Source organism: Sphingobacterium athyrii (assembly GCF_003071065.1).
GTDB lineage: Bacteria > Bacteroidota > Bacteroidia > Sphingobacteriales > Sphingobacteriaceae > Sphingobacterium > Sphingobacterium athyrii.
Map to the genome: position 1 here is coordinate 93,197 of NZ_QCXX01000007.1, position 25,564 is coordinate 118,760.

At 40.5% G+C, this 25,564-nt stretch carries 25 protein-coding genes; 19 read left to right on the forward strand and 6 right to left on the reverse strand.

Annotation, left to right across the window (positions count from 1 at the left end; genetic code table 11):
* The first annotated feature begins 80 nt into the window (after positions 1–80).
* Complete coding sequence (locus DCO56_RS21925) at positions 81–932, forward strand: transglutaminase-like domain-containing protein (RefSeq protein ID WP_313533326.1); 852 nt, start codon at positions 81–83, stop codon at positions 930–932.
* Between the two features lie 16 nt (positions 933–948).
* Here the strand turns inward: DCO56_RS21925 and DCO56_RS21930 are convergent, their stop codons facing one another.
* Positions 949–2,097: a hypothetical protein gene (locus DCO56_RS21930; protein WP_108635885.1), complete on the reverse strand. Its 1,149-nt coding sequence runs from the start codon at positions 2,095–2,097 to the stop codon at positions 949–951.
* A 176-nt stretch (positions 2,098–2,273) separates the two neighbouring features.
* On the opposite strand from DCO56_RS21930, the gene DCO56_RS21935 reads away from it, so the two are divergent.
* The 13 genes from DCO56_RS21935 (at position 2,274) to DCO56_RS21995 (ending at position 15,175) form a co-directional block, all read left to right on the forward strand.
* Positions 2,274–2,924, forward strand: a complete 651-nt coding sequence (locus tag DCO56_RS21935; RefSeq protein ID WP_104385119.1) for an epoxyqueuosine reductase QueH — start codon at positions 2,274–2,276, stop codon at positions 2,922–2,924.
* 102 nt (positions 2,925–3,026) lie between these two features.
* Positions 3,027–3,563: a YceD family protein gene (locus DCO56_RS21940; protein WP_104384881.1), complete on the forward strand. Its 537-nt coding sequence runs from the start codon at positions 3,027–3,029 to the stop codon at positions 3,561–3,563.
* A 14-nt stretch (positions 3,564–3,577) separates the two neighbouring features.
* Positions 3,578–3,769 (forward strand): 50S ribosomal protein L32, encoded by a 192-nt coding sequence (rpmF, locus tag DCO56_RS21945; RefSeq protein ID WP_046672269.1) that lies wholly within the window; start codon positions 3,578–3,580, stop codon positions 3,767–3,769.
* A gap of 106 nt (positions 3,770–3,875) precedes the next feature.
* Complete coding sequence (gene plsX / locus DCO56_RS21950) at positions 3,876–4,814, forward strand: phosphate acyltransferase PlsX (RefSeq protein WP_108635886.1); 939 nt, start codon at positions 3,876–3,878, stop codon at positions 4,812–4,814.
* A 6-nt stretch (positions 4,815–4,820) separates the two neighbouring features.
* Positions 4,821–5,810, forward strand: a complete 990-nt coding sequence (locus DCO56_RS21955; protein WP_108635887.1) for a beta-ketoacyl-ACP synthase III — start codon at positions 4,821–4,823, stop codon at positions 5,808–5,810.
* Positions 5,811–5,885: 75 nt separating this feature from the next.
* Entirely contained in the window at positions 5,886–6,365 is a 480-nt protein-coding gene (gene accB, locus DCO56_RS21960; RefSeq protein ID WP_108635888.1) for an acetyl-CoA carboxylase biotin carboxyl carrier protein, read from the forward strand.
* Positions 6,366–6,436: 71 nt separating this feature from the next.
* Positions 6,437–7,792 carry an acetyl-CoA carboxylase biotin carboxylase subunit gene (gene accC, locus DCO56_RS21965; RefSeq protein WP_108635889.1) on the forward strand — a complete coding sequence of 452 codons (1,356 nt, stop codon included), beginning with the start codon at positions 6,437–6,439 and terminating at the stop codon, positions 7,790–7,792.
* Positions 7,793–7,868: 76 nt separating this feature from the next.
* Complete coding sequence (tatC, locus tag DCO56_RS21970; RefSeq protein WP_108635890.1) at positions 7,869–8,729, forward strand: twin-arginine translocase subunit TatC; 861 nt, start codon at positions 7,869–7,871, stop codon at positions 8,727–8,729.
* Between the two features lie 13 nt (positions 8,730–8,742).
* Positions 8,743–9,189: a ribose 5-phosphate isomerase B gene (gene rpiB / locus DCO56_RS21975; RefSeq protein ID WP_108635891.1), complete on the forward strand. Its 447-nt coding sequence runs from the start codon at positions 8,743–8,745 to the stop codon at positions 9,187–9,189.
* Positions 9,190–9,373: 184 nt separating this feature from the next.
* Complete coding sequence (locus DCO56_RS21980; protein WP_108635892.1) at positions 9,374–10,948, forward strand: M28 family peptidase; 1,575 nt, start codon at positions 9,374–9,376, stop codon at positions 10,946–10,948.
* 221 nt (positions 10,949–11,169) lie between these two features.
* A complete protein-coding gene (locus tag DCO56_RS21985; RefSeq protein WP_108635893.1) occupies positions 11,170–13,854 on the forward strand; it encodes a peptidase associated/transthyretin-like domain-containing protein in 2,685 nt (894 codons plus the stop codon).
* 90 nt (positions 13,855–13,944) lie between these two features.
* Positions 13,945–14,880: a DnaJ C-terminal domain-containing protein gene (locus tag DCO56_RS21990; protein ID WP_108635894.1), complete on the forward strand. Its 936-nt coding sequence runs from the start codon at positions 13,945–13,947 to the stop codon at positions 14,878–14,880.
* Positions 14,881–14,884: 4 nt separating this feature from the next.
* Positions 14,885–15,175 carry a chaperone modulator CbpM gene (locus tag DCO56_RS21995; RefSeq protein WP_108635895.1) on the forward strand — a complete coding sequence of 97 codons (291 nt, stop codon included), beginning with the start codon at positions 14,885–14,887 and terminating at the stop codon, positions 15,173–15,175.
* 36 nt (positions 15,176–15,211) lie between these two features.
* Here the strand turns inward: DCO56_RS21995 and DCO56_RS22000 are convergent, their stop codons facing one another.
* The 5 genes from DCO56_RS22000 to DCO56_RS22020 form a co-directional block, all read right to left on the reverse strand.
* Positions 15,212–16,105 carry a hypothetical protein gene (locus DCO56_RS22000; RefSeq protein WP_108635896.1) on the reverse strand — a complete coding sequence of 298 codons (894 nt, stop codon included), beginning with the start codon at positions 16,103–16,105 and terminating at the stop codon, positions 15,212–15,214.
* Positions 16,106–16,117: 12 nt separating this feature from the next.
* Positions 16,118–18,157 carry an energy transducer TonB gene (locus tag DCO56_RS22005; RefSeq protein WP_108635897.1) on the reverse strand — a complete coding sequence of 680 codons (2,040 nt, stop codon included), beginning with the start codon at positions 18,155–18,157 and terminating at the stop codon, positions 16,118–16,120.
* Positions 18,158–18,186: 29 nt separating this feature from the next.
* Positions 18,187–18,555, reverse strand: a complete 369-nt coding sequence (locus DCO56_RS22010) for a BlaI/MecI/CopY family transcriptional regulator (protein WP_108635898.1) — start codon at positions 18,553–18,555, stop codon at positions 18,187–18,189.
* A gap of 149 nt (positions 18,556–18,704) precedes the next feature.
* The gene (gene arfB, locus DCO56_RS22015; protein ID WP_108635899.1) at positions 18,705–19,109 is read right to left on the reverse strand and encodes an alternative ribosome rescue aminoacyl-tRNA hydrolase ArfB; all 405 of its coding nucleotides are present in this window, start codon (positions 19,107–19,109) and stop codon (positions 18,705–18,707) included.
* Positions 19,106–19,825: a DUF1003 domain-containing protein gene (locus DCO56_RS22020; RefSeq protein WP_108635900.1), complete on the reverse strand. Its 720-nt coding sequence runs from the start codon at positions 19,823–19,825 to the stop codon at positions 19,106–19,108. The genes arfB and DCO56_RS22020 overlap by 4 nt, the downstream gene beginning before the upstream one ends.
* A gap of 257 nt (positions 19,826–20,082) precedes the next feature.
* Here DCO56_RS22020 and bshA point away from each other — a divergent pair, with 257 nt between their 5' ends.
* The 5 genes from bshA to DCO56_RS22045 all read left to right on the forward strand — a co-directional run bounded on the left by bshA (position 20,083) and on the right by DCO56_RS22045 (position 25,465).
* The gene (gene bshA, locus DCO56_RS22025; RefSeq protein WP_108635901.1) at positions 20,083–21,225 is read left to right on the forward strand and encodes an N-acetyl-alpha-D-glucosaminyl L-malate synthase BshA; all 1,143 of its coding nucleotides are present in this window, start codon (positions 20,083–20,085) and stop codon (positions 21,223–21,225) included.
* A 74-nt stretch (positions 21,226–21,299) separates the two neighbouring features.
* Positions 21,300–22,004 (forward strand): UMP kinase, encoded by a 705-nt coding sequence (gene pyrH, locus DCO56_RS22030; protein ID WP_075991132.1) that lies wholly within the window; start codon positions 21,300–21,302, stop codon positions 22,002–22,004.
* Positions 22,005–22,032: 28 nt separating this feature from the next.
* On the forward strand, positions 22,033–22,596 hold the full coding sequence (gene frr, locus DCO56_RS22035) for a ribosome recycling factor (RefSeq protein ID WP_104384897.1): 564 nt from the start codon (positions 22,033–22,035) through the stop codon (positions 22,594–22,596).
* A 244-nt stretch (positions 22,597–22,840) separates the two neighbouring features.
* Positions 22,841–23,824 (forward strand): sugar phosphate isomerase/epimerase family protein, encoded by a 984-nt coding sequence (locus DCO56_RS22040; protein ID WP_241254925.1) that lies wholly within the window; start codon positions 22,841–22,843, stop codon positions 23,822–23,824.
* Positions 23,825–23,929: 105 nt separating this feature from the next.
* Positions 23,930–25,465 carry an IS1182 family transposase gene (locus DCO56_RS22045; RefSeq protein ID WP_108634802.1) on the forward strand — a complete coding sequence of 512 codons (1,536 nt, stop codon included), beginning with the start codon at positions 23,930–23,932 and terminating at the stop codon, positions 25,463–25,465.
* Positions 25,466–25,564 lie beyond the last annotated feature (99 nt).

Sequence of the window (25,564 nt, forward strand, 5' to 3'; positions counted from 1 at the left end):
TGAATAATCCCTACTTGGTACATGAATTACTGTAGGGATTTTTTTGTATCCATTTCTCAATTCATTTTTTTAACTTCGTTATGATGAATGAGAGCGCGCTGAAATCGTTAATATTCCTGTTGGACGATACCGATCAACAGGTTATTCAGGAAGTGGAACATCAATTGAAAAGCCAAGGTCCTGAAATTGTCCCTTATTTGGAGAAATTCTGGGAATCCAGCTTCGATCCAAGAGTACAGGGGCGGCTGGAAAACATTATCCATGAAATTCAGTTTGAGCAGACCAAAAATGAGCTACAGATCTGGAATCTGAGCAATTCCTTCAATCTGTTAGAGGGACTTATCATCCTCAATAATTATCAGTACCCATCTTATGAAGACCATAAAATCGTGTTGAAGATCGAAGATCTGAAAACAGAGGTGTGGCGCGGGCTACAATACGATATGAGTCCCCTGGAGAAGGTAAACCTATTGAATCACGTGCTATTTGGCTCCTTCGGTTTAGCTGGCAATACAAAAGATTATCACCATCCACAAAACTCTTATATCGGTCAGGTTTTGGACACGAAACAGGGAAACCCTCTGACCTTATCCTGTATCTATAGCATTATTGCACAAAAACTGGATATCCCGATCTATGGGATTAACCTGCCCAAGCATTTTATCTTGGCTTACATGGATTCGGATGAGGAAGGAAATGAACATGTTTTGTTTTACATCAATGCATTTAACCGGGGGCAGATCATGCAAAAAAGTGATGTGAATTCGTTCCTGAAGCAGTTGAACTTAGGTCCTGAGCGAGAGTTTACTTATCCTTGCGACAATGTGACGATCATGAAGCGTGCCTTACGAAATCTGCTCTCGGCCTATGAAGCCAATGAAAGTGTAGGCAAGCAACAGGAAATCAGAGAACTGTTCGAATTGCTTGCCTGATATATAAATTGACAAACTAGAAATCAGTTCTTTCTCTGGCATCCAAAAAGATATAATTTGGTATCAGTGTCCCATAATTTTTTGTCATTTCTGGTGTTGCATTCCCTTGATCCGTTAATTTAAAACGCGAGATTTTTCTTGTAGTCAAATCGGAGACGTAAAAGAATTCACCATTTTTAGTACGGTCATCAATGGCTATTCCCCAAGGTGCCTTCAACCCCGTATTTGTGCCACCGATTACATAATCGGGGGCGATCGTTTTTTCGCCACTTCCGCTGAACAGCTCCTTCGGATTCTTAAAGAACAACACCTCTTCTCCCGCGGTAACCGCCAATAACGCCTTATTTGGTGCGTAAGACACGGCTCCCAAGCCTGTTTTTCCCTGTATATAGACTTTCATCGCCGGGGAGAAAGTATTCGAATTAACAATAGTATCCCGCGCTCTGTCGATCAGTTCCCGCTTAAGATTTGTATAAACGGCAAAACCGCTTCTATTATTAGCACCCTCCTCATCAAACCCGACCAACAACAATTTTTCATTGGGATCACTCGTGTTACTTTGTAACAGCGTCACTGATGTCGGAACAATATCCCCCAGACTGATCTGTTTATCGATAATTTTGGAACCGCCCGTCGATCCGCCTTTTCCTTCCGGACGGCTTACCGCATATAACATATTATTGTTTGTCACTGCAAGTAGAAAATTGGTCAGAACAGATCCCGAATTACCATTTTGTTGCGCATAGGTATAATAAGCCAGTCCTTTGACGTTCGCAAAGCCCGTATAGCCAATAGCACTTGCATTTCCCGGAATCCCGTAAACGTCGTCCAGTGCAATACGCTGGATAAAGGTATCCTGCGCGACGGTCCCTGAACTCGCCTGAAAAATTGATTTTGCATTAGGGTCAAAGATGACTGGCCCCCCGCCTTTTGCAGGAGAAAGATACTGATAGATATTATCCAAGCTATTGGTATCAGCAGGGTCCACAATAAAGAGATTTTTAATCGAAGAATTATTCGCCTGATAATTCTGAAAAGAAATATACAATCTTGAAATAAGTGTTGCCTCTCCACGCTCAGGTTCATCATCTAATTTTTTACAGGAAGCAACGCCTATTAAACTGGCGAACAATACAATAACACAGGTTTGAAATGAAAATTTCATATATTTTTATTATAAATAGCTTATTGCGTCAAACATACAAATCTACTAATATATGCAGAATATCAATGAATTTATATGATTCTTTTGGACATATAGTACGGGAACTCAAACGGAAATATTTGTCATTCCGCTACTTTTTGATTAAAATTGCCTTTGTTTTTGATATCATATACATTATGGAAAAGAAGGAATTTGTACGGGAGAAGTTGGCATTACCGGGAGAAGGCAAGAAATTGCTTTTACACTCCTGCTGTGCACCCTGTTCCGGAGAAGTCATGGAAGCGTTGATTGCTTCAGATATCGATTTTACGATTTATTTTTACAATCCCAATATTCATCCACGCAAGGAATACGATCTGCGCAAAGATGAAAATATCCGGTTTGCCGAAAAACACAATATCCCTTTTATTGATGCGGATTACGATGTGGACCATTGGTTTGACCTGGCTAAAGGCATGGAACAGGAGCCTGAACGGGGGATCCGTTGCACCATGTGCTTTGATATGCGTTTCGAGAAAACAGCAGAATATGCGGCGGCTAATGGCTTTGATGTGATCTCGAGTTCATTGGGTATTTCCCGCTGGAAAAACATGGAACAGATCAACGACTGTGGCCTACGTGCAGCCTCCCGTCATGAAGGTATGGAGTACTGGACATTCAACTGGCGCAAGAAAGGTGGTTCGGCACGGATGCTTGAAGTGTCCAAAAAAGAGAAGTTCTACATGCAGGAATACTGCGGTTGTGCCTATTCGCTACGTGACACCAACAAATGGCGCATGGCAAATGGACGCGAAAAAATAGAGTTAGGTAAAAATTATTATGAATAAGTCGTGCCATGCGTATATATAAAGCGTTCGACCGGAATATTTAAAAAAATATTTCGATCCTAATGATTTTATACATACCTTTGCAGGCTCAAATGCAAGATTGTGAAACATCTAAAACAATACAGAATTCCCTTTTCGGGACTCAACGCTGGAAAGCACAATTTTGAATTTGACATAAATAAAAAGTTCTTTGACTGCTACGAACATTCGATTGTAAAAGATGGCAATCTGAAAGCAGAAGTTGAATTGCAAAAACAGGAAAACCTGTTGATTTTGCATTTTGATATCCAAGGCGAGATTCAATTGACTTGTGATACCTGCTTGAAAGAGTTTATGTCACCGATTTCAATTCAAGAACGGATATTGGTCAAATTCACGGATGAAGATTGGACAGACAACACGGAAGAAGTGTTGATCTTATCAAAAAGCGACCATGAGTTGGATATAGCTGAGTTATTGTACGAATACATCAATTTAGCTGTTCCCTATATCGTGAAATGTGAGGAGCAGGGAGAGGGCATAGCATGCGATCCTGAAATGCTGGCTTTGTTTACAAGCGAGCCGGATGCAGAGGAGCAAAAAGAAGAAGAAATTATCGACCCACGTTGGGAAGCATTGAGAAATATTAAAAATAACTAAAACAAAAATACGAGATGGCACATCCAAAACGTAAAACTTCTAAATCAAGAAGAGACAAAAGAAGAACACATTATAAAGCTGAAGCTCCTAGCTTGACAGTATGTAAAGAAACTGGCGCAGTTCATTTACCACACCGTGCATACACTGTAGACGGAAACTTGTACTACAACGGTAAATTGATCATTGAAAATACAGCTGTTGTCTAAGGTAAACCTTTCATAACACCAAAACATCCCAAACAAGCAATATTTTAGAAATTTGCTTTATTTTGGGATGTTTTTTGCGTATTATTGATTTACTAAATAATAACGGATGAAGATTGGTTTAGATATTTTAGGAGGAGATTATGCTCCTAAAGCAACGATAACAGGTGCGATTGAAGCACAAAAACAGCTTACTGGAGACCAAAAAATAGTCCTTTTTGGTAAAACTGAAGAGACGAAGCAATTAATCGATCAAGCCGGAGGAAATTCATCTGACTTTGAATATGTGGAAGCTCCAGAAGTCATTGCAATGGGCGAACATCCAACCAAAGCGATAACTCAAAAACCCAACTCAAGTATTGCAAAGGGATTTGAATATTTAAAAAACAAAGAAATCGACTCATTCGCATCCGCTGGTAACACCGGAGCCATGCTTGTGGGATCGATGTTCAGCGTAAAAGCTATTCCAGGCGTATTGCGCCCAGCCATAGCATCAATTGTTCCAAAATTGAAATCAGGATTCGGACTCTTACTGGATGTCGGCGCAAACGCAGACTGTAAACCGGAGATGCTGAATCAATTTGCAATGTTGGGCAGCCTCTTTGCCGAGCATGTATTCAATGTATCCAATCCTAAAGTCGGATTATTGAACATCGGAGAAGAAGAAGAAAAAGGAAACATCCTGACAACCTCTACCTACCCCCTACTTAAAGCCAACAACAAGATTAACTTTATCGGAAATGCAGAAGGCCGCGACCTGTTCAGTGACCATGCCGACGTATACGTCTGCGATGGATTTACGGGCAATGTGGTCTTAAAACTTGCAGAATCATTTTATGTAGTGACCCTGAAAAAAGGTTTTAAAGATGATTTCTTCGATCGATTCAACTACGAGCAGTACGGCGGTAGTCCAATCTTAGGAGTCAATGCTCCTGTCATTATTGGTCATGGTATTTCAACACCGGAGGCCATTAAAAATATGGTTTTATTTTCAAGAGATATGATCGAGTCTAAATTCATTGACAGCATCAGATCTATTTTCAATTAAGTATTTATGTCAAAGATTCATGCCGCAATTACGGCTGTAAATGGTTACGTTCCGGATTACATCCTCACCAACAAAGAGTTGGAAACAATGGTCGATACCAACGACGAGTGGATTGTATCACGAACAGGAATCAAAGAAAGACGCATCTTAAAGGGTGAAGGGCTTGCTACATCAGATCTTGCTGTACCTGCCGTTCAGGGTTTATTGAAAAAGAGAGGAATAGAAGCGACGGATATCGATTTAATTATCTTCTGTACCAGTACACCAGATATGTTGTTTCCGGCCACAGCAAATATTCTGGCCGATAAAATCGGAGCGACAAATGCGTGGGGATTCGATCTTCAGGCAGCTTGTTCAGGCTTCTTGTTCGGTCTAAATACCGGAACACAGTTTATCACCGCAGGCACACACAAAAAAGTGCTTGTCATCGGTGCAGATAAAATGTCATCGGTCATCAATTATCAGGACCGCAATACCTGTATCCTTTTTGGTGATGGATGCGGTTGTGTGTTATTGGAACCGAATGAGGAAGGATTGGGTATACAGGATGCGATTTTGAAAACTGATGGTTCCGGTGGCCAGTACCTCAATATTAAAGGTGGTGGTTCATTAAATCCAGCCTCACATGCTACTGTTGACGCAGGATTACATTATGCCTACCAAGAAGGCCGTACAGTATTCAAATTTGCTGTGACCAATATGGCGGACGTAGCGCATGAAGTGATGGAAAAAAACAACTTGAAATCAGAAGATATCGCCTGGTTGGTACCTCATCAGGCCAATAAACGTATCATTGATGCGACGGCCGAACGTGTAGGTCTTCCAGACGAAAAAGTGATGGTAAACATCCAAAAATACGGTAATACCACCAGTGGGACAATCCCACTATGCCTATGGGAATGGGAATCTCAATTGAAAAAAGGAGATAACCTGATCCTTGCCGCTTTCGGCGGTGGTTTCACCTGGGGATCCATCTATTTAAAATGGGCGTATTAATTGTCCATTTTATGGTATAATTTATTACTTTTGACAGTTAGAATTTTTTAAGAAACAAACAAAACCTAGAATACTATGGGTATGGATATCAAACAAATTCAGGACTTGATTAAATTCGTTTCAAAATCAGGTGTGAATGAAGTCTCGATTGAAGAGCAAGATTTTAAAATTACAATAAAAACAAATCAAGAGCCTACGTATGTAACAGCTACTGTTCCGGCTGTAGCGCCTGTGGCCGCAGCGCCAGTTGCACAAGCAGCAGCTCCAGCGCCGGTGGCTACTCCTGCTGCTCCAGCTGCTAGCAATGACGCAAACTTGATTACCGTTAAATCACCTATGATCGGTACATTTTATCGTTCAGCTGGTCCGGGTAAACCATCTTTCGTTAATATTGGCGATGATATCAATACAGGTTCTGTATTGTGTATTATTGAAGCAATGAAATTGTTCAACGAAATCGAATCTGAAGTTTCTGGTAAAATCGTTAAGATTTTGGTAGAAGATGCTCAACCTGTTGAGTATGATCAACCATTATTCTTAGTAGAGCCTAAGTAATTTACGAACGTAAATGAATACTATGTAGCCTCAAAAGGGCTACATTTTTGTAAACTTCATAATTCAAGAAAATGTTTAAAAAAATATTAATTGCAAATAGAGGAGAAATCGCCCTGCGCATTATCCGTACCTGCCGTGAGATGGGTATCAAAAGTGTTGCAGTATATTCGACCGCAGATAGAGATAGCTTACACGTACGCTTTGCTGATGAAGCGGTTTGTATTGGCCCTCCACCGAGTAAAGATTCTTACTTAAACATTCCTAATATTATTTCTGCGGCTGAATTGACAAATGCAGATGCAATTCACCCAGGATATGGTTTCTTGTCTGAGAACGCACGTTTTTCGGCAATCTGTGCAGAGTATGGCATCAAATTTATCGGTGCTACTGCTGAACAAATTGAGAAAATGGGCGACAAGTCCCGTGCGAAGGACACCATGAAGCAAGCTGGCGTACCTACTGTGCCCGGATCAGATGGTTTGATCTCAAACGTAAAAGAAGGCATCAAACTAGCCAATGAAATAGGTTATCCTGTTATTATTAAAGCTACGGCCGGCGGTGGTGGCCGTGGTATGCGAATCATCTGGAAAGACGAAGAGTTCGAACCAGCTTGGGATTCTGCCCGTGTAGAATCTGCTGCTGCTTTTGGTAACGATGGTATCTACCTTGAGAAATATGTTGAGGAACCCCGTCACATTGAATTCCAGATCGTAGGCGACCAATTTGGTACAGTGTGTCACTTATCAGAACGTGACTGCTCGATCCAACGTCGTCACCAAAAATTGATCGAGGAATCTCCTTCACCGTTTATGACACCTGAATTAAGGGCTGAAATGGGTGAAGCGGCTGTCAAAGGTGCAAAAGCTGTAAACTATGAGGGTGCAGGTACAATCGAGTTCTTGGTTGACAAACACCGCAACTTCTACTTTATGGAAATGAATACACGTATTCAGGTAGAGCATCCCGTAACCGAAGAAGTGATCAACTTCGACCTGATTAAAGAGCAGATCAAAGTTGCGGCAGGAATTCCGATCTCCGGAAAGAATTATGAACCGGAAATGCACGCGATCGAGTGTCGTATCAATGCAGAAGATCCGTTTAATAACTTCCGTCCTTCACCGGGCAAAATCACGAATTTTCACTCTCCGGGAGGTCATGGTGTACGCGTAGATACACATGTTTACTCTGGCTATACTATTCCGCCAAACTATGACTCCATGATCGCTAAATTGATCTGTGTTGCACAAACACGTGAAGAAGCAATCTGTACCATGGAGCGTGCATTGAGCGAATTCGTAATCGAAGGTATCAAAACTACCATTCCTCTGCACCTGAGATTGATGCGCGACCCTAACTTTAGAGCGGGCAATTTCACGACAAAATTCATGGAAACATTTGACCTAACTGAATATCCTGTAGAAGATTAAATAAAATTGTCTTTACATACATAAAAAATACCATTCTTTACAATAAGAATGGTATTTTTGTTTCCAAACAATTTTTATGAGTACACCAAATTCGAAAGATTTAATACAAGCTATCAAAAATAAGGGGAAGAATATAGAAGCAGAAATGTCTTTCTTTGACCATCTTGAGGTCTTGAGATGGCATTTGGTTCGTTCAGCTATTGCAATCTGTATCTTTGCCGGTATCGCATTTACATTTTATGACTTTGTATTCAACGATATTATCATGGGTCCCAAGAATCTCGATTTTTGGACTTATCGCATGATGTGCAAAGCCGCAGATGCATTTAATCTAGCCGACTTCTGTGTCAAGAAAATACCTTTTAACATTATCAATACGGAATTAGCAGGGCAATTTATGCTCCAGATCAACTCCTGTCTTTTGATGGCTTTGATGATGGGTTTTCCCTATCTTTTATTCGAAATTTGGCTATTCGTAAAACCAGCATTGACAGATGTTGAAAGACGTTCTGCACGTGGATTTGTGTTTTACTCTTCCATGTTGTTTCTTTTAGGGGCACTTTTCGGATACTATATTGTTGTACCATTATCCATTAACTTTCTGGCGAACGTGTCCTTAAGTGACGAAATCGTGAATCAGATTACCATCGACAATTATCTGTCCACGATCGCCACGTTGACATTAGGTTGTGGGATTGTTTTCCTGCTTCCGATCCTGGTATTTATTCTGTCCAAGATAGGCATTATGACACCTGAATTTATGCGTGCCAGCCGTCGCTATGCCACTGTAATTATTTTGGTCATCGCAGCGGTCATCACACCTTCTGCGGATATCATCACCATGTTGACTGTTGCTGCACCGATGTTCTTATTGTATGAAGTCAGTATCATGGTCTCAGCAGATGTCAAAAGAAAAAAATTAGCACTAGAAAAATAAAATAACAATAGAAATGAGCAGCGTAAAGAAAATTGCGATTGGAAGTGACCATGCAGGTTTTGAGTACAAAACGGCATTAGTTGGTTTTTTGAATGAACTGGGCTATGAAGTTCAGGACTTTGGAACAAACTCGCCAGATTCAGTGGACTACCCAGATTTTGCACATCCCGTCGCATCCGCAGTGGAAAACAAAGAAGCTGATGCTGGTGTGCTAATTTGCGGCAGTGCAAACGGTGTTGCGATAACGGCCAATAAACATCAGAATATCCGTGCCGCAATCTGTTGGCTGGAAGAAATTGCCGCATTGGCACGCCAACACAACGACGCGAATGTCGTATGTGTGCCGGCACGTTTTATCGACCTTGATTTAGCTAAAAAGATCGTATCAACTTTTATGACAACCGATTTTGAAGGTGGCCGTCATGCCAACCGTGTCAATAAAATAGCTTGCGACTGTTAATAAATTAACATATTTTAAGAAGCGGATGAAAGGTAAACTATACTTTTCATCCGCTTTTTTAGTTATATTGTGTAGAAGTAAGGAGGGTGGGAACCATAAAAAACAAAGTAATAGATACAGCTTAAGGTCTAGGCTTACAGCACCAAAGACCGCTGCATTGAACACCAAAAGAATAAAATAAACAATGAAGAAAATACATAACCTGATCTGGATAGCATTTGCTGCGATGAGCTGTGCTCAGGCACAGGATGTCAGCAGCAAATATGCCAGCGAGATCACCGTAGAATCTACACAAAAGCATTTGCGGACACTCGCTTCCGTGGACTTCGAAGGAAGAGGAACAGGACAAAAAGGCGGGCAGCTGGCTGCAGATTATATAGCAAACGAGTTCAAGAAATACGGGCTTTCAGCCCCAGTAAATGGGTCCTACTTCCAACCTTTACGGCTCATACACAATAGTTTTAAAGTCAAGCACTTTAGCATCAATGACCGACCATTCTTAAATGGAAAAGATATCTTTGTCATCGGCAACAATGAGGATAAGCTCTTTGAAAGCAATGAGATTATCTTCATTGGTTATGGGATCGATGATCCAAAGTATTCCGACATCAGCGGTTTAGACCTGACCAATAAAGTTGTCTTATTATTGAATGAAGGTGAACCTACGGATGACAAAGGAAATTCATGGATCACCGGGAAAAAAAACCTGTCTGACTGGTCGACAAGCAGAAATAAAAAAATAAAGGAAATTCTCAAGAAGAAACCAAAGTTGGTGCTGGCTGTCAACAGTCAGCTTTCACAACTGCTTGAAGATGCGGGAGACCGTGCTACCGAAGGCCGCTATAACCTGGCCATAGATCAGCCGGCACCCGAAAAATCCCCCATGATCCCCGTTGTCAACATTACCGATCATGCAGCGAATTATATCTTCAATCTGGCACGTACAAATCTTGCGGCTGTAGTTGGTAAAATCAACCGTTCCGGACAGGCAAATTCCTTCGCGATCAGTACAAACCTCAAAGCTGAGTTCGGCACAAATGCAAAACCTTTAGCCGACCCAAATATCCTGGGATATTTAGAAGGAACCGACAAAAAAGATGAAATTGTTGTCATTGGGGGGCATTATGATCACGACGGCAAAGATTCCAAAGGAAACATCTTCTTCGGTGCAGATGACAATGCATCCGGAACAACGGCTGTACTTGAGCTCGCACGTAGCTTTTCCCGCGCAAAAGCCGCAGGCAATGGCCCAAGGCGCAGTATTCTATTTATTACTTATGCAGCTGAAGAAAAAGGTTTACTCGGTTCTAAATTTTATACCGAAAACCCAGTTTTTCCATTGGCAAATACCGTAGCCTGTATCAACATTGATATGATCGGGCGTGTTGATGACAAACATCTTAAAGGAAATCATGATTATATTCATGCGATCGGTTCAGACAAACTAAGCTCTGAACTCTACCAGATCAATAAAGATGAAAATGACAAAAACACCAAGCTGGAGATAGATTACATGTATGACAATCCAAAGGATCCAATGCGTCTTTATTACCGTTCTGACCATTATAACTTTGCAAAGAAAGGCATACCATCCATCTTCTATTTTTCGGGTCTTCATCCCGACTACCATACACCCGCGGATACCTATGACAAAATCGACTTCCCGCTGATGGTCAAACGGGAAAAATTGGTCTTTTTTACGGCATGGCAGATCGCCAATAGAGAAAACCGTCTGGCAATAGACAGCAACAAAGAGTAAAAATAGTTTTCGCTATAATAAAAAAAGGTCGGGTAAAAGCAGTTTACCTGACCTTTTTTTATTACACAAGACCACCTATTCCGCTAGCAGATAAATTATGCCTTTAGTGTTAAACTCTGTTAAAACATAGCCATAATACCGACTCCTATTTTTTGTTTCACCTACTACTTAGTATAATTGTACTAAATAATTGTACTAAGCCAATAGCCAAAATAACCTTTATGAAAATACTGTTTATTTTCTACTTTCTGCTTCTTTTTACCATTCCCGCTTTATCTCAAACAAAAGGGAAAGCAAACGGAACAATACTATCGCAAGCAGGTGAACCACTTGAAAAAGCAACAGTCACGGTGCTTGCTCCCAAGGACTCCGCTGTTATCTCGTATCTACTGACAGATGCCAAGGGAAACTTCGAGTTTTTTCGGCTACCGGCCGAAACCAGGCTTATTTTAATTGTATCACATATCAATGCCTCCCCTTACAGCCAAGATTTTAGTATTCACAATGGGTCACATAATTTTGGGCAATTAAAGCTCGCGGCTAAAAGCCTGGATGAAGTTGTGGTCAATGTTCTCCCACCCGTCCGGATGAACAAAGACACATTGGAATATAATACAAGCTTCTTTAAAACGAGGCCCAATGCCAATGTAGAAGAACTAATTAAACAGCTCCCCGGATTACAGGTCAATATGGACGGGACCATCTACTATCAGGGAAAAGAAGTGTCAAAAGTCAAAGTCAATGACAAAGATTTCTTTTCCACGGATGTACGCATCGCTACACGAAATCTGGATGCTTCTTTAATAAAAACAGTACAGGTATATCGTGACAAAGGCGAATCTAAGATCAATGTCGAAGATGAAGACAGGCTCCCAATTACGATCAATCTTAAAGTCAAGAAAGAGTTTTTAAAAGCGAGCTTCGGAAAAGCATATGGGAGTGCTGGCACCAGAGGGCATTACGAAGCCGGAGCACTGTTTAACACCTTTCGGGATACATTGCAATTGAGTTTTCTGGCATTTGGAAACAATGTCAATAGACAGAGTTTCGATTATAATGAATTAAACCAGCAAGGTGGATTGGGCCGAGCGGAAAGTTATGGTTTTGATAGCTTTGGCGGGCGAAATTACTCGGGGAAAGCAAATGATGTCGGTATCGGTTTCAATCTCAACAATGACTGGGGCAAAAAAACAAAACTTAACATCATGTATATGCTGAAGCATAACAACACCGAAAATGCTAACCAGTCCAGTAATATCGCAAAATTCGATTCCATCGAGCAATTCAATAACAGTAATTATGAGGAACGCAAAAAACGCTTAGGTCATGATCTGAAGTCCCTATTTCGACACCGACTGGATACGACCGCCTATCTTGAATTTAAACCGAGTATTAGGATCAATAGCGATCACAACGATTCGAAGTCCTTTTCAAAAACTGATACACAGCAAGATAGCATAAACAGATCACAAACAAGGGGAGATTCTAAGCAAGCCCAGTTCAACTATTCACATAATTTTTATATTGAAAAACAGTTCAACAAAAAGCATAGTCTTTCTTTTCGCAATGAAATCAACTACAGCAACAATGATGTGGATGGCACCAATGAACAACTGAGTGAGATCTACAACAACCCAAATCCAAGAACCCTCCTATGGACAAACGAAGGTTCGGTAACGAAGTCCCGTGCCATCAATTCGACGATCAGTTATTTCAACAAAACGGTGAAAAAGTTAGATTTCAATCTATTTTTTTCCCTCAATAAAAACAGCCGTTCGCAGACCGAAACTTTCTATTTTGATCGGAACAACAGCGGAAAGACTCATGGGAACGATCTTGAAAACAATTTTGATTACAATTACCAAGAATATGTCACGGGTCTTAAGCTTTATTGGAAACCCGTGAAAGATATGTTTATTGATATAGGAACCACCTACGCCATAAAGGATGATCATTTCAATCTCAAACAGCTCAACGAAGAGAAAAAGTTCAAAAATGGCTATTGGCTTCCTAATGTTTCCGTTCGTTACAAAAATCTGTCACTCAGTTGGCAGAAAAATATCCAATCGCCCGCCACAAATGGAATCCGCACGGTTGAAAACGACCTCAACCCATTACAAACCCGATTGAAGGCGTTTATTTTCGATAACATAGAAACCCAACAGGTAAGCGTATCTTTTTATGCATATAACGCGAAGATCCAATTCAATACCGGAGGAAATATTAACTACCAAGAACGCAGCATCGGCACTAGAAGCTGGCGTGATGCCAAAAATGGTCATTATACCGTTCAATCTTATTTAGCTGGTTCCAGGTATAATTCTTCTTTATATAGTTTCCTCAGATATAGTTTTAAAAGCGGCGAAAACTGGAATTTTTACCTTTCCCAGACCAGTACTGCTTATAATTTCGAAAATTACAGTACAATCAATGACATCGCCAATAAATCAAATAATGTGGGGATAGATCTATCGCAGGAATTTTCCATTACCTGGAGAAATCTGATCGGTATTCAGCCCAAGTATACTTATAACAGGAATAAAAACTTAAATTCCGCCAAAAACCATCCCGACTTTGCTGAAACAGCTTATTCAACACATCAGATCGGCATGGGATTAAACATCAACCCTATTAAGGGCTTTTCGTTAGAGAGCACTTATTCATTGGATAATAGAGCAAGTGGATTAAATGGAAGAAAAAACTACCATATATTGAACGCTTCGATGTACTATACTTTTAAAAACAAGTCTCAAGTGAAGCTGACCGGCTTTGACATCCTGAATCAAAATACACAAAATTACTGGGGAAGTCAGGGAAACATGACTTATTTTGGAAGTTCAATGACCTTAAAACAGTATTTTATGCTCGGATATATCCACAAATTCAATATGATAAAAACCAAATGATGGGTCTATCTGGAAAAGTTTGATTTGACGACAAGCAGAAACATTTTACCTGAATTTATTGTTATCTTTAGGATAAAACACGTATAATTTATGGCTTTTGTAGATTACTATAAAGTGCTTGGCATTGATAAAACGGCTTCGGCAGATGATATCAAAAAAGCATATCGAAAACTAGCGCGTAAATATCATCCTGATGTCAACCCCAATGATAACGAGGCTAAACAACGGTTTCAGGAGATCAATGAAGCGAATGAAGTCTTATCCGATCCCGAGAAACGTAAAAAATATGACCAATATGGCGAACATTGGCAGCATGGAGAGGAGTACGAAAAAGCACAGCAGCAATACCGACAATCCCAATCTGGTGGTGGCAATCCTTTTGGTGCCGGCGGGAACCCATTTGGTGGCGGTGCGGGTTCTTATGAGTATACCGGAAATTTTGATGATGGTCAATTCTCGGATTTTTTCGAGCAGATGTTTGGCAGTCGGCGTGGTGGCGGCAGACAAAGTACCTTCCGCGGGCAGGACTTTAATGCCGAGCTGAGTTTAACGCTCCAACAGGCCTACACTACCCACCAACAAACCTTTAATATCAACGGCAAGAGTATCCGTATTACGATTCATGCGGGTGTTGAGGATGGACAGAAAATCAAATTAAAGGGCTATGGTAGCGAAGGAATCAATGGCGGCCCTAAAGGCGATTTATATATTACGATCAACATCACGCCGGATGCAAATTTCAAACGTCAGGGAAATGATCTGTACACCTCGCTGGATGTAGACCTCTATACGGCGATTTTAGGTGGCGAGGCAACACTCGATACCTTTGGCGGTAAGATCAAATTAAAGGTCAAACCCGAAAGTCAAAACGGTGCAAAAATGCGGCTCAAGGGCAAAGGTTTTCCGCTATACCGGAAAGAAGGTGAATTTGGAGACCTCTACGTAAGCCTAAACATCAAAATGCCCAGCAATCTATCCGATGACGAAAAAGCGCTATTTCAACAATTGAAGGATTTAAAGCAATAATCTTATGGAAACGACACTCATAAAAGTGATAGACTTCTGTCAGTCTAGAAAGGTTGAAACAACTTTTCTACAGACCATGGAGGAATATGGACTCATTCATATTGTCATCCAGCAGGAAGAACAATATATCGACGAAGATGAACTCAAGAAACTGGAACGTTTCTCAAATCTATATTACGATCTCGAAGTAAATCCCCAGGGAATTCAGGTAGCCAATCATCTATTGGATAAGGTCGAACAACTGCAAAATGAAATCTTACTACTCAAAAATAAATTAAAAGCCCTGGATTATTAGTCCAGGGCTTTTATACCCGTCAATAAAATAGAATAATTAGAATACCACGTCCTTCTCGGTATTGATTTTGGTCTGCCAGACGATTTTATCCTGCAACGTTGTATAGAGAATTTCATAATCCCCTTTACAAACGACGAATGAGCCATAAAAATCTTTTGGCTTCATTAGCCGGTAGACCACCAATGTACGCTTCCCTTCTACATTTCCGTATGCTTTCATCAGCATATATCCGGTCTTGTTAATCTTCTCCTCAGGAATCTTATAGTCCAGATGCGAGCGGCTCCCATCATCAGGACATAAGATCTCCGTCCTGCTTGGCGTAAAAACATAACGGTCACGATACATAGCCACATTAGATAATACAATATCCTTCGCCCAGGCAATGTCATTGAAATCAGCCGGAAGCAGAAAGATCATGCTGACCATCTTTTCCTGCCAGAGCCTGTCATTGAACGGAATAACAAAATGCAACAGCTTTTGCCCTTTGAATTCATTTATGTTGTAGAAATACCGTCCTTCCCTGTTTTCTTCCCGCTGAAGGGCGGTCAAGTCCAGTAAATGATTTCTTTTGCCTTTGACATTCGGAAAATTGTTTATCACCGCAAGCATGTCATAACTATATTTCCCTTTCATATGCCCGGTAAATAAGACCTTGTAAGCAGTATCCGAGTAATTTAGATGTTTGAGTACATTTTTGTATTTAGCAGTAACCTTACTCACATTGATCGGCCCACCATTGGATTGCCAGTTCTCTTCCTTTAAAATATCATCGCCTAAAAATACAGCCAGGTTTTTATCGATATTGATAAAATATTCGTCCCCCTCCACGGTATAGCCATTTGATGCCACCTGATAGGATTTGCAGGAAACAAATGCAAAAATTAGCCACACAGTGATCAACAGAAGTAAGGGTTTCTCTTTTTTAAACATCCGGGCGGTCTTCTAAGATTTTAAATTCTGCATCTTTAATCCTTCCCAACGGTAAACATCATAAAAATTACCATTCACTTTCATTACCCTTAATGTCAATTCATATTGATTTCTAACAGGGCTGCCATCGAGAATACCGGGCTTCCATTTTGCTCCAGATCGCAACAGTCGGACTAACTCGTCACCAGCCTTCGTATTGGGCGTGCTGACAACTTTAAAATTATTCAGCTGACCATTTTTTTCGACAACAAATTGCACCACGACATTCCCATCTTTACCAGTTGAGTTTGGTGCGTAATTTTTCATCACATAATCACGTAAGGCAATCATCCCTCCGATAGGTTCTGATGTCACGTCTACACGCGTATAATTTTTTACATAACCACCATTCGGGGCAAATTTGTAGTAGAAGGCAGCTTTTGATTCAACAGGTTTACCATCCACCAGGGCAGGCTCCCATTTTGACTGCGACAATAATTTGGTCGCTTGATCAACAAACTGTTTGTCCAGATCCGTCCTGATTTTTAAAGACTTTATTGTACCATCGGGATTAATAATAAAGTAACTTTCAATCACGGGATCGAGGTCTTTATTGGATATTTTTCGCGGCATTTTAAAATTCTGGGCAAACCAGCTGCTTAAGCCATCAACGCCGAGCTTTGGTGTAGCAACCGCTTTTTTTGATTTAGCTGGCGAGCTACCCTCTTGCATTGTATTTAAACGGATAGGTAAGGTATAGGCTACACGTACTTTTCGACCGTTTTGTAGGCCGGGATTCCATTTTGCTGCACTTTTCATTAACTTCAATGCAGCTTCACCGGTACCATAGCCCAGTTCTTTTTTGAGTTCAAAACTCGACAAGCTCCCATCCTGTTCCACAATGAAGGAAATTTCAATAATACCATTCACTGCGTTTTCCAATGCGGCTTTCGGATAGTCGTAATTGTTGCTAACCCACATCATAAATTGCCGCATGCCACCAACGGGTTCAGGAACAACTTCAACTTCGGTAAAAACAGCATCCTTCCGAGGGTTCGTTGTATCCTGCTGGATCAAGGCGTTGGCGCTCCCATCCGCATAAACATTGCTTCCTGCCACAGCTGGTGAAGGTTCAACAATCGCATTCCATTGCCTTCCCGGTGCTTGGTTCGCCGGGATCAACTCTTCAACAGGCCTGACTGATTCTTTTGATCCGGGTATCTCCAGCTTGTTAATGGAGCTTTCCACATCGGTGACAAGATCCTTCGCCCGGCTTGTATTAAATACCAAGGTGGAAGCCGTCACCACCAATAGCATTGGTAAAATGGTTACATACAAAAGCTTATGTTTCTGCGTTGATTTATTCTTAAATAACATCATAATTCTTTTCTTTAAAAACGAATGATTAGAAAACTCATGCGTCAGCGGAAGATGATCCGTCTGCAGGGCGTGAGCGACCAACATTTCGGCATAAGCCACCTTATCTGTCGAACAGATTTCGTCGGCTATACATTCGTGCTGGAACTTTAACTCCTTTTGAAAGAAATATAAAATCGGATTAAACCAGTTGAAAATTTTCAACAGCTCCATCAAAAGCAAATCGTAAGAGTGGCCCTGGTCGACATGAACACGCTCATGTAATTCGATACTGCCACTGTCTTTAATAGACTCGCCAATGATGATTTTATTGAAAAATGAAAAACTTAGATAGTCCTGTTCGTGACGCAAAGCGCGAAATAACCACATCAGCCGAGCGATCAGGAAAACACAGGCAATCGCAACTCCTGTCCAATAGACATAAGTCATCATGTCTATCAGATAAATGGGCTGCTCCTGCGGGCGGATAATGGCAATGTCCATATAGCCGCTCAGATCCACCATCGGTATGGAATACGCTATTATCTGGGCTTTCGGTAATTCAATAAAAATCCCAATGGGTGCCAAGATCGAGAAAAATATCATCCCGATCAAATAAACCCGATTCCATTGAAAAAAGGTGAGTTTTCGAAAAATCAGCCTATAGAGCGCAAAGCTGATAATCAATGAAACATTGACAATCAATAAGTAAATCATAATCAAAAGTTTATAAGAGGTGGTTGTTGTTATTTGTTTTTTCGGATAATCGAAAGAATATCATCTAATTCTTTGACATCCAATTTATTCTCTTCCAGAAAATAAGAAAGCATACTTTTGGGAGAATTATCAAAATAATTATTCAACAACTTACCAGTGATTCCTTTTTTATATTCCTCTTTTGAAATCTTTGGCAAATACTGATGGCTTTTACCAAAAGACTCATGCGATACAAAACCCTTGGTTTCGAGAATACGCACTATCGTTGAAACTGTATTGTAAGCAGGTTTTGGTTCAGGTAGTCGGTCAATGATATCTTTGACAAAACCACGTTCCATTTCCCAAAGCTCCTGCATGATCTGTTCTTCTGCTTTAGTCAACTCTTTAAAATCTTCCATAACTCCTTTATATTAACAGTACTGTTGTAATCGATTACAATACAAGTATATAACTAAAGAAATAGTTCTACAACTATTTCTTTAGTTATATGCATAAGTTACTGATTATAAATAAAATAAAATTAAACCAAATACTACTTTATAACAGACTAATCTTCAAAATTCCGTCTGCGTAAAGCTTTCAGCTGGGACTGTTGCTTCTTGCGGTCTAGCCTTTTTAACACACTGGAATAGGGTATTTTGGTTTTCTTTCTTGGTTTTATGGGTATAAGGGCATCCTTCACCAGGTGAAGAAAACGATCAATGGCAATTTCCTTGTTGCGTATCTGCGAGCGGTCTGTATCAGATTCCAGCTGCAAAATGCCTTCTTTATTTATGCGATTTGAGAGCCTTTCAGTCAGAATGGCCTTTTCCTCGGCTGATAAAACTGTCGACTGTTCCACATCCCATTGTAGGGTCACTTTGGAGGATACCTTATTGACATGTTGCCCCCCTGCCCCACCGGACCGTGAAAATTTAAACGTCAGCTCTCCGATTAATCCTGTTATATTCATTTGTTTTTAAATGCTTCTTCTATTTTTTCCATCTTCTTGAGCAGAAAGCCTAATTTCTCGACTTGGTCACGCTGCACTTCAACGAGTTCCTGCTCTTTGCGAATAATGAGATGGTCTATTTTTTCATGTAGTTCCCTGATTTCAAGTTCAGCTTTGAGGTTAACCATATAATCATTCCGTGCCCGCTCACGGTCTTTGGCCTCCTGCCTATTTTGGCTCATCATAATGACAGGTGCCTGTAGCGCGGCGACACAAGATAAGATGAGATTAAGCAAAATAAATGGATAAGGGTCAAAACCTTTATTATTTAGCCAATAGGTATTGAACGCAATCCAGATCAGCAAAAATGCGAGGAAAGAAATAATAAATGTCCAACTCCCGCCGAATTCGGCAACTTTATCCGCTACACGTTCTCCCACCGAGGTCGCGCCGCCTACATCACTGTCTATACCTGCACTAATGACTTTATTATCCTTAAAGCTCTGTATCACTTGTTGATCCAATTGACTGAGCTGTCCAGACTCATCCTTCAAAAATTCGGTAATATAGGCTTCCTTAAACCGCGTCAGTTCAGAGGCAGCAATGCACTTATCTTTCGCAAAACCCGGGTATTCCTTCCGGATCAATTTAAAAATAGGTTGTCGAATAGAAGCACCCCAAATACGCTGTTCGATAGGGAATTGCTGTCCTGAAATATCACTTGTAAAATTGTCCATATACCGCTTAAATGTCTACTTAAAGATAATGCTTTTTAAGTAATCAAAAAATTCACAAAACTATGGCAATTGGTTTTTGTTATTTTAGGCATAAATAGTCGAAATTTGCAGCACAAAAAATTAGTTATGAAATCATCAGGATTTATTCGCACACAGAAAAGGCGGTAAATCTGACGCTTCATCACCTTTAAAATAGAACCGAGTGCAGCGAGTTCATTTGTACCAATGAAAGCGAACACTAAATAAAAATTATATCAATGAAAATAGGCATTGTTTGTTATCCCACATTTGGTGGCAGTGGTGTTGTGGCAACGGAATTAGGAAAGGCTCTGGCGGCCAATGGACATGAGATCCATTTTATAACCTACCGACAACCTGCACGCCTAGATTTCTTTTCGGAAAACCTATACTATCACGAAGTAGCAGTATCCCAATATCCACTTTTTGACTTTTTACCTTACGAATCCGCCCTGGCCAGTAAACTGGTTGATGTTGTACGTTTTGAAAAGCTGGATCTGATCCATGTGCATTATGCAATTCCCCACGCTTCGGCTGCGTTTATGGCAAAGCAAATATTGCTGACGACTTATGGCATTAATATCCCTGTTGTGACCACTCTTCATGGCACAGATATTACACTGGTTGGAAAGGATAAGAGCTTTAGCCCGGTCGTCACCTTTTCGATCAATCAGTCAGACGGTGTAACCGCCGTTTCACAAAATCTAAAAGATGAGACACTCCGATATTTTGATATCTCCAGAGATATTAAAGTGATTACCAACTTTATCGATCTCGATAGATTCAGTAATAGGGATCGCTCCCATTTCAAAAAAGCGATTGCTCCGGGCAACGAACGGATCCTGGTCCACACCTCGAATTTCAGAAAAGTCAAAAATACAGAAGACGTTATTCGTATATTTAAGAAAGTACATGACGTCATCCCTTCCAAACTATTAATGGTAGGTGACGGGCCCGAACGCCGCAACGCGGAAGAATTATCCAGAGAATTGGATGTGTGTAAAGATGTTCGCTTTTTGGGCAAACAGGATGCCGTGGAAGAGATTTTATCTGTTTCCGATCTTTTCCTGATGCCTTCCAGTTCCGAAAGTTTTGGATTGGCCGCACTAGAAGCAATGGCCTGTCAGGTCCCGGTAGTTTCATCCAATACGGGTGGATTACCAGAGCTCAATGAAAATGGTGTCACAGGATTCCTCAGTAATGTGGGTGATGTAGATGATATGGCCAAGAATGCAATCTATATTTTAGAAGATGCAGAACGATTGGAAAAATTTAAAGAAGCGGCGTTAAATCATGCTAAAAAATTCCAATTGTCTAATATCATGCCGCTATACGAACAATATTACCAGGAAGTGATTGATCAAACGACAAAAGCGCAATAAATATCATTTTTGGCCTTAAGGGTTGAAAAAAAAATTTTATCTTTGACCTTTGGAAAATTTCCAAAAAAACAATTATGAAATACAAACGTATCTTATTAAAACTTAGCGGTGAATCCTTAATGGGTGACCAAAGCTATGGTATCGATATTAACCGTGTATCACAATACGCTAATGATATCAAAGAAATTCACGATCAAGGTCTAGAAATCGCAATTGTTATCGGCGGTGGTAACATTTACCGCGGTTTAAGCGCTGAAAAATCAGGGATGGACCGTGTTCAGGCAGACTACATGGGAATGCTTGCGACCGTCATCAACAGTATGGCACTTCAGGATGCACTTGAGAAAGTTGGGAAAAAGACACGTTTGCTAACGGCAATCAAAATGGAACAGATCTGCGAACCGTTTATTCGCAGAAGAGCGGTACGGCACCTGGAAAAGGGACGTATTGTTATTTTCGGAGCTGGTACCGGAAACCCATATTTCACAACCGATACGGCAGCGTCATTACGCGCGATTGAAATCAACGCCGATGCTGTATTAAAAGGAACACGTGTAGATGGTATCTATACCGCTGATCCGGAGAAAGATCCTAGTGCAACAAAATTTGAAGAGATCTCATTCACGGAAGTATATGAAAAAGGGTTAAACGTAATGGATATGACCGCCTTTACCCTCTGTCAAGAAAATAAATTACCAATCATTGTATTTGACATGAACAAGCCGGGCAACTTATTGAAACTTGCAAACGGTGAACATGTCGGAACTGTGGTAAAATAATTAATATCTGTAAAAAACGTAATCTTATATGAACGAACTAATTTCAATTGAATTGGACGATTGTAAAGACAAGATGTCCAAAGCAGTTGCTCACACTGAGTCTGAATTAACAAAAATTCGCGCCGGTAAAGCTTCACCATCCATGTTAGATGGTATTTCAGTCGATTATTATGGTAGCGCTACTCCACTTTCGCAAGTAGCCAACATCAATACTACTGATGCACGGACAATTGTCATCCAACCTTGGGAAAAATCGCTCATCAACGCAATTGAAAAAGCTATTACGGATGCTAACCTTGGCATCAATCCTCAAAATGATGGTATCGTAATCCGCTTAAATGTCCCTCCTTTGACTGAAGAAAGAAGACGTGACCTGGTGAAAAAAGTAAAAGAAGAGACTGAAAGAGGTCGTATTGCTATCCGTAATATTCGTAAGGATACAAATGAATCCATCAAAAAACTAAAAAATGATGGCGCCTCAGAAGATGAAATCAAAACTGCTGAAGGTGAAGTCCAAAAATTGACTGATGCATACATTGTAAAAGTTGATAAGTTGGCTGAACTGAAAGAAAAAGATATCATGACTGTTTAAGTTGCTATGCTTAAACAAACGAAAGGAGGATGTTCAAAAGATTGAACATCCTCCTTTCGTTTATGGGATTCGTATCCCGGCCTCCACTCTCATTAAATATTCAGCAGGCTCGCCTTCACTTTCCCAACAGCTTCTATCTTATTTTCTGATAGTTCAATATATCCCTTCACAAAATATTCCGCGGCGTTTTATTGATATTTGACCAAAATAATTGTACATTGTACACTAACACATAATCAGTTATATGATGAACAATTCTCGCCGTCAATTTTTAAAGCAAGCTGGAATAGGTCTTTCGGCAGCTTATCTGATGCCCAACTTGATATCTTGTCAAAATAAAGCGGGCGCCGTCAGTGACAATCCCCTGCAGAACATAGGTGTACAGCTCTATTCCATACGGGATTTAATGGATAAAGATCCAAAAGGTTCTTTGGAGCAAATTGCAAAAATTGGCTTCAAACATGTTGAGCTATATGGTATTGATCCCGCCGCCAAGCAATTCTGGAAATTACCTTATAAAGAGCTAAAAAAGATTTTGGATGACAATGGCTTAAAAACCTATTCGGGTCATTATGACATGTCTAAATATCTCAGTAAATCCCATACAGATAAAGAAGATCTATCCATTTATTTTGATGCGGCAAAAGAGCTCGGTCAGGAATATGTTATTGCACCGGTTACACCGATGTTCGATATTAATGCACTTAAAAAAGACGATTATCTCTATGCCGCAGAACAACTTAATAAAGCAGGGGAAGAGGCGAAGAAACTCGGATTAAAGGTTGCATACCACAACCATTTCTGGGAATTTAGAGATCTGGGGAATAATACGATGGGGGAAGAAGTCATGTTAGCTTTCACAGAACCTGATCTGGTGGATTTTGAACTTGATCTTTTCTGGGCCGAGAAAGCCGGAAAAAATCCGATATCCATATTCGAAAAATTCCCGAATAGATTTAAACTATGGCATGTGAAGGATATGGACCGTACAAAATCCAATCCGATCGAATGGCCTAAGGACGGCAAGTTGCCGGTTGAACAGATCTTTAAAGATATCAGATATACCGAAGTTGGTACAGGAAGTATCAATTTTACCGAGATTGTCAAAGAGAAGGCTAAAGCAGGGCTGAAATATGCTTTTGTGGAGCAAGACGACATTTATATGCCAAATAAGATGGAGAGTCTTAAAAAGAGCTACGACTATGTGCAGGCAAATCTTATCAAATAAAAAGAGGTTGTCTCAAAAAGACAGCCTCTTTTTTATATTATTTCATTATGTTTAATTTGGTTCAATTAACTGATTTTCATATATTTAAAGTGTAAAAAAAGATATATGTCATCTCAAAGACCTACTTTTAAGCCTTACTATCAGGACCAGATTATGGCAATTCCTCCAACTTTGGACGAATTGGTCTCCAAAGGACATCCGGTACGTATTGTTAACGATGTGATCAACCGTATCAACATACAGGGTCTTTTGGATGCCTACAAGATAAAAGGCTGTTCCAGTTATCATCCGCAAATGCTGTTGAAGGTTCTGGTGTTTGGCTATGTAAGCAATGTCTACAGCAGTCGGAAACTGGAAACAGCCTGCCGGGAGAACATCAACTTCATGTGGCTGAGCGGCATGAGCTACCCCGATCATAATACTATCAACAGATTTCGTGGTGTCCGCTTAAAGGAAGCACTTCGCAGTGTATTTGAAGAAGTTGTTAAGCTCCTGGCCGAAGAAGGGTTGTTAAGCATAGAAGATGTCTACACCGATGGCACCAAGATAGAGGCTAATGCAAACAGATACACTTTCGTTTGGAAAAAAGCTATCCATACCAATAAGGAAAAGATGAAAGCTGCTTTAAAAGATATATGGGACTACGCCCAAAGTATCGCCAAGTCGGAGGACAACCTTCCGGATCCTCCCGATCTGACGACAATTGACAGCGAAAAAGTCCGGGCTACGGTCGATAAGCTGAACAGGGTCTTATCCGACAAAGCTTCGGTAAATAAGAAGATGAAAGCAAAGTTGCGTTATGTAACCAAAAACTATCCGGAGAAGATCGCACAATATGAAGAGCAGGAAGCTACCCTGGGAGACAGAAACAGTTATAGCAAAACAGATCCCGATGCCACCTTTATGCGGATGAAAGAGGATCATATGAAAAATGGCCAGCTCAGACCAGGATATAATATCCAGATATCCACGTCCAATCAATACATTGTCAATTATACCATACATTCCAATCCCACAGATACCAGAACATTATCCGGTCATTTGCAACAACATGAGGACAGCTTTGGAAAAACACCGGGAACCCTTACCGCGGATGCCGGTTATGGCAGTGAAGAAAACTATGCATTACTGGCAGCAAAAAATATTGAGGGCTATGTGAAATATGGTATGTTTGACAAAGGGCAGAAAAAGAGCTGTCGGGATAAGAAACCATTTTCTGCAGATAAATTACATTATAATCCTTCACAGGATTGCTATATCTGTCCAATGGGACAGGAAATGCATTGTATAGGTACATTTAACCAAAAGACCTCCGCAGGCTTCCGGCAGGAAATCAAAAAGTATCAGGCAAAAAACTGCACAAACTGCCCGTTGAATGGCGCCTGTCACAAATCACAGGGAAATAGGATCATCGGGGTGAATAAGCAACTTGAGATGTACAGGGACAGGGCATACGAATTGCTCAACAGCGATGTAGGTGTAGCCAAACGAAAACAGAGGTGCCATGATGTCGAACCTGTCTTTGCAAACATTAAACAGAACCATGGGTTCCGAAGATTTATGCTCCGGGGTAAAGAAAAAGTGTCCATAGAATGGGGATTATTGGCAATAGCGCAAAATCTAAGAAAAAAAGCGGCCTAAAAAGCTACTTTTTGTTCATTTTTCTCTTTCATATGAGTCTTTTTCCAAAATAACCAACAAACAACACACAGATCTATCTCATAGACTTTTTAAACAAAA

What these genes read in the sequence shown, in the direction of transcription:
- rpiB (WP_108635891.1), top strand. Translation starts at nt 8,743, where the DNA reads ATGAGCAGCGTAAAGAAAATTGCGATTGGAAGTGACCATGCAGGTTTT.
- accC (WP_108635889.1), top strand. Translation starts at nt 6,437, where the DNA reads ATGTTTAAAAAAATATTAATTGCAAATAGAGGAGAAATCGCCCTGCGC.
- tatC (WP_108635890.1), top strand. Translation starts at nt 7,869, where the DNA reads ATGAGTACACCAAATTCGAAAGATTTAATACAAGCTATCAAAAATAAG.
- plsX (WP_108635886.1), top strand. Translation starts at nt 3,876, where the DNA reads ATGAAGATTGGTTTAGATATTTTAGGAGGAGATTATGCTCCTAAAGCA.
- DCO56_RS22045 (WP_108634802.1), top strand. Translation starts at nt 23,930, where the DNA reads ATGTCATCTCAAAGACCTACTTTTAAGCCTTACTATCAGGACCAGATT.
- DCO56_RS21980 (WP_108635892.1), top strand. Translation starts at nt 9,374, where the DNA reads ATGAAGAAAATACATAACCTGATCTGGATAGCATTTGCTGCGATGAGC.
- DCO56_RS21925 (WP_313533326.1), top strand. Translation starts at nt 81, where the DNA reads ATGATGAATGAGAGCGCGCTGAAATCGTTAATATTCCTGTTGGACGAT.
- DCO56_RS21990 (WP_108635894.1), top strand. Translation starts at nt 13,945, where the DNA reads ATGGCTTTTGTAGATTACTATAAAGTGCTTGGCATTGATAAAACGGCT.
- DCO56_RS21985 (WP_108635893.1), top strand. Translation starts at nt 11,170, where the DNA reads ATGAAAATACTGTTTATTTTCTACTTTCTGCTTCTTTTTACCATTCCC.
- DCO56_RS22000 (WP_108635896.1), bottom strand. Translation starts at nt 16,105, where the DNA reads ATGTTTAAAAAAGAGAAACCCTTACTTCTGTTGATCACTGTGTGGCTA.
- DCO56_RS21930 (WP_108635885.1), bottom strand. Translation starts at nt 2,097, where the DNA reads ATGAAATTTTCATTTCAAACCTGTGTTATTGTATTGTTCGCCAGTTTA.
- DCO56_RS22040 (WP_241254925.1), top strand. Translation starts at nt 22,841, where the DNA reads ATGATGAACAATTCTCGCCGTCAATTTTTAAAGCAAGCTGGAATAGGT.
- DCO56_RS21995 (WP_108635895.1), top strand. Translation starts at nt 14,885, where the DNA reads ATGGAAACGACACTCATAAAAGTGATAGACTTCTGTCAGTCTAGAAAG.
- DCO56_RS21935 (WP_104385119.1), top strand. Translation starts at nt 2,274, where the DNA reads ATGGAAAAGAAGGAATTTGTACGGGAGAAGTTGGCATTACCGGGAGAA.
- DCO56_RS21955 (WP_108635887.1), top strand. Translation starts at nt 4,821, where the DNA reads ATGTCAAAGATTCATGCCGCAATTACGGCTGTAAATGGTTACGTTCCG.
- rpmF (WP_046672269.1), top strand. Translation starts at nt 3,578, where the DNA reads ATGGCACATCCAAAACGTAAAACTTCTAAATCAAGAAGAGACAAAAGA.
- DCO56_RS22020 (WP_108635900.1), bottom strand. Translation starts at nt 19,825, where the DNA reads ATGGACAATTTTACAAGTGATATTTCAGGACAGCAATTCCCTATCGAA.
- bshA (WP_108635901.1), top strand. Translation starts at nt 20,083, where the DNA reads ATGAAAATAGGCATTGTTTGTTATCCCACATTTGGTGGCAGTGGTGTT.
- DCO56_RS22010 (WP_108635898.1), bottom strand. Translation starts at nt 18,555, where the DNA reads ATGGAAGATTTTAAAGAGTTGACTAAAGCAGAAGAACAGATCATGCAG.
- accB (WP_108635888.1), top strand. Translation starts at nt 5,886, where the DNA reads ATGGGTATGGATATCAAACAAATTCAGGACTTGATTAAATTCGTTTCA.
- pyrH (WP_075991132.1), top strand. Translation starts at nt 21,300, where the DNA reads ATGAAATACAAACGTATCTTATTAAAACTTAGCGGTGAATCCTTAATG.
- frr (WP_104384897.1), top strand. Translation starts at nt 22,033, where the DNA reads ATGAACGAACTAATTTCAATTGAATTGGACGATTGTAAAGACAAGATG.
- arfB (WP_108635899.1), bottom strand. Translation starts at nt 19,109, where the DNA reads ATGAATATAACAGGATTAATCGGAGAGCTGACGTTTAAATTTTCACGG.
- DCO56_RS22005 (WP_108635897.1), bottom strand. Translation starts at nt 18,157, where the DNA reads ATGATTTACTTATTGATTGTCAATGTTTCATTGATTATCAGCTTTGCG.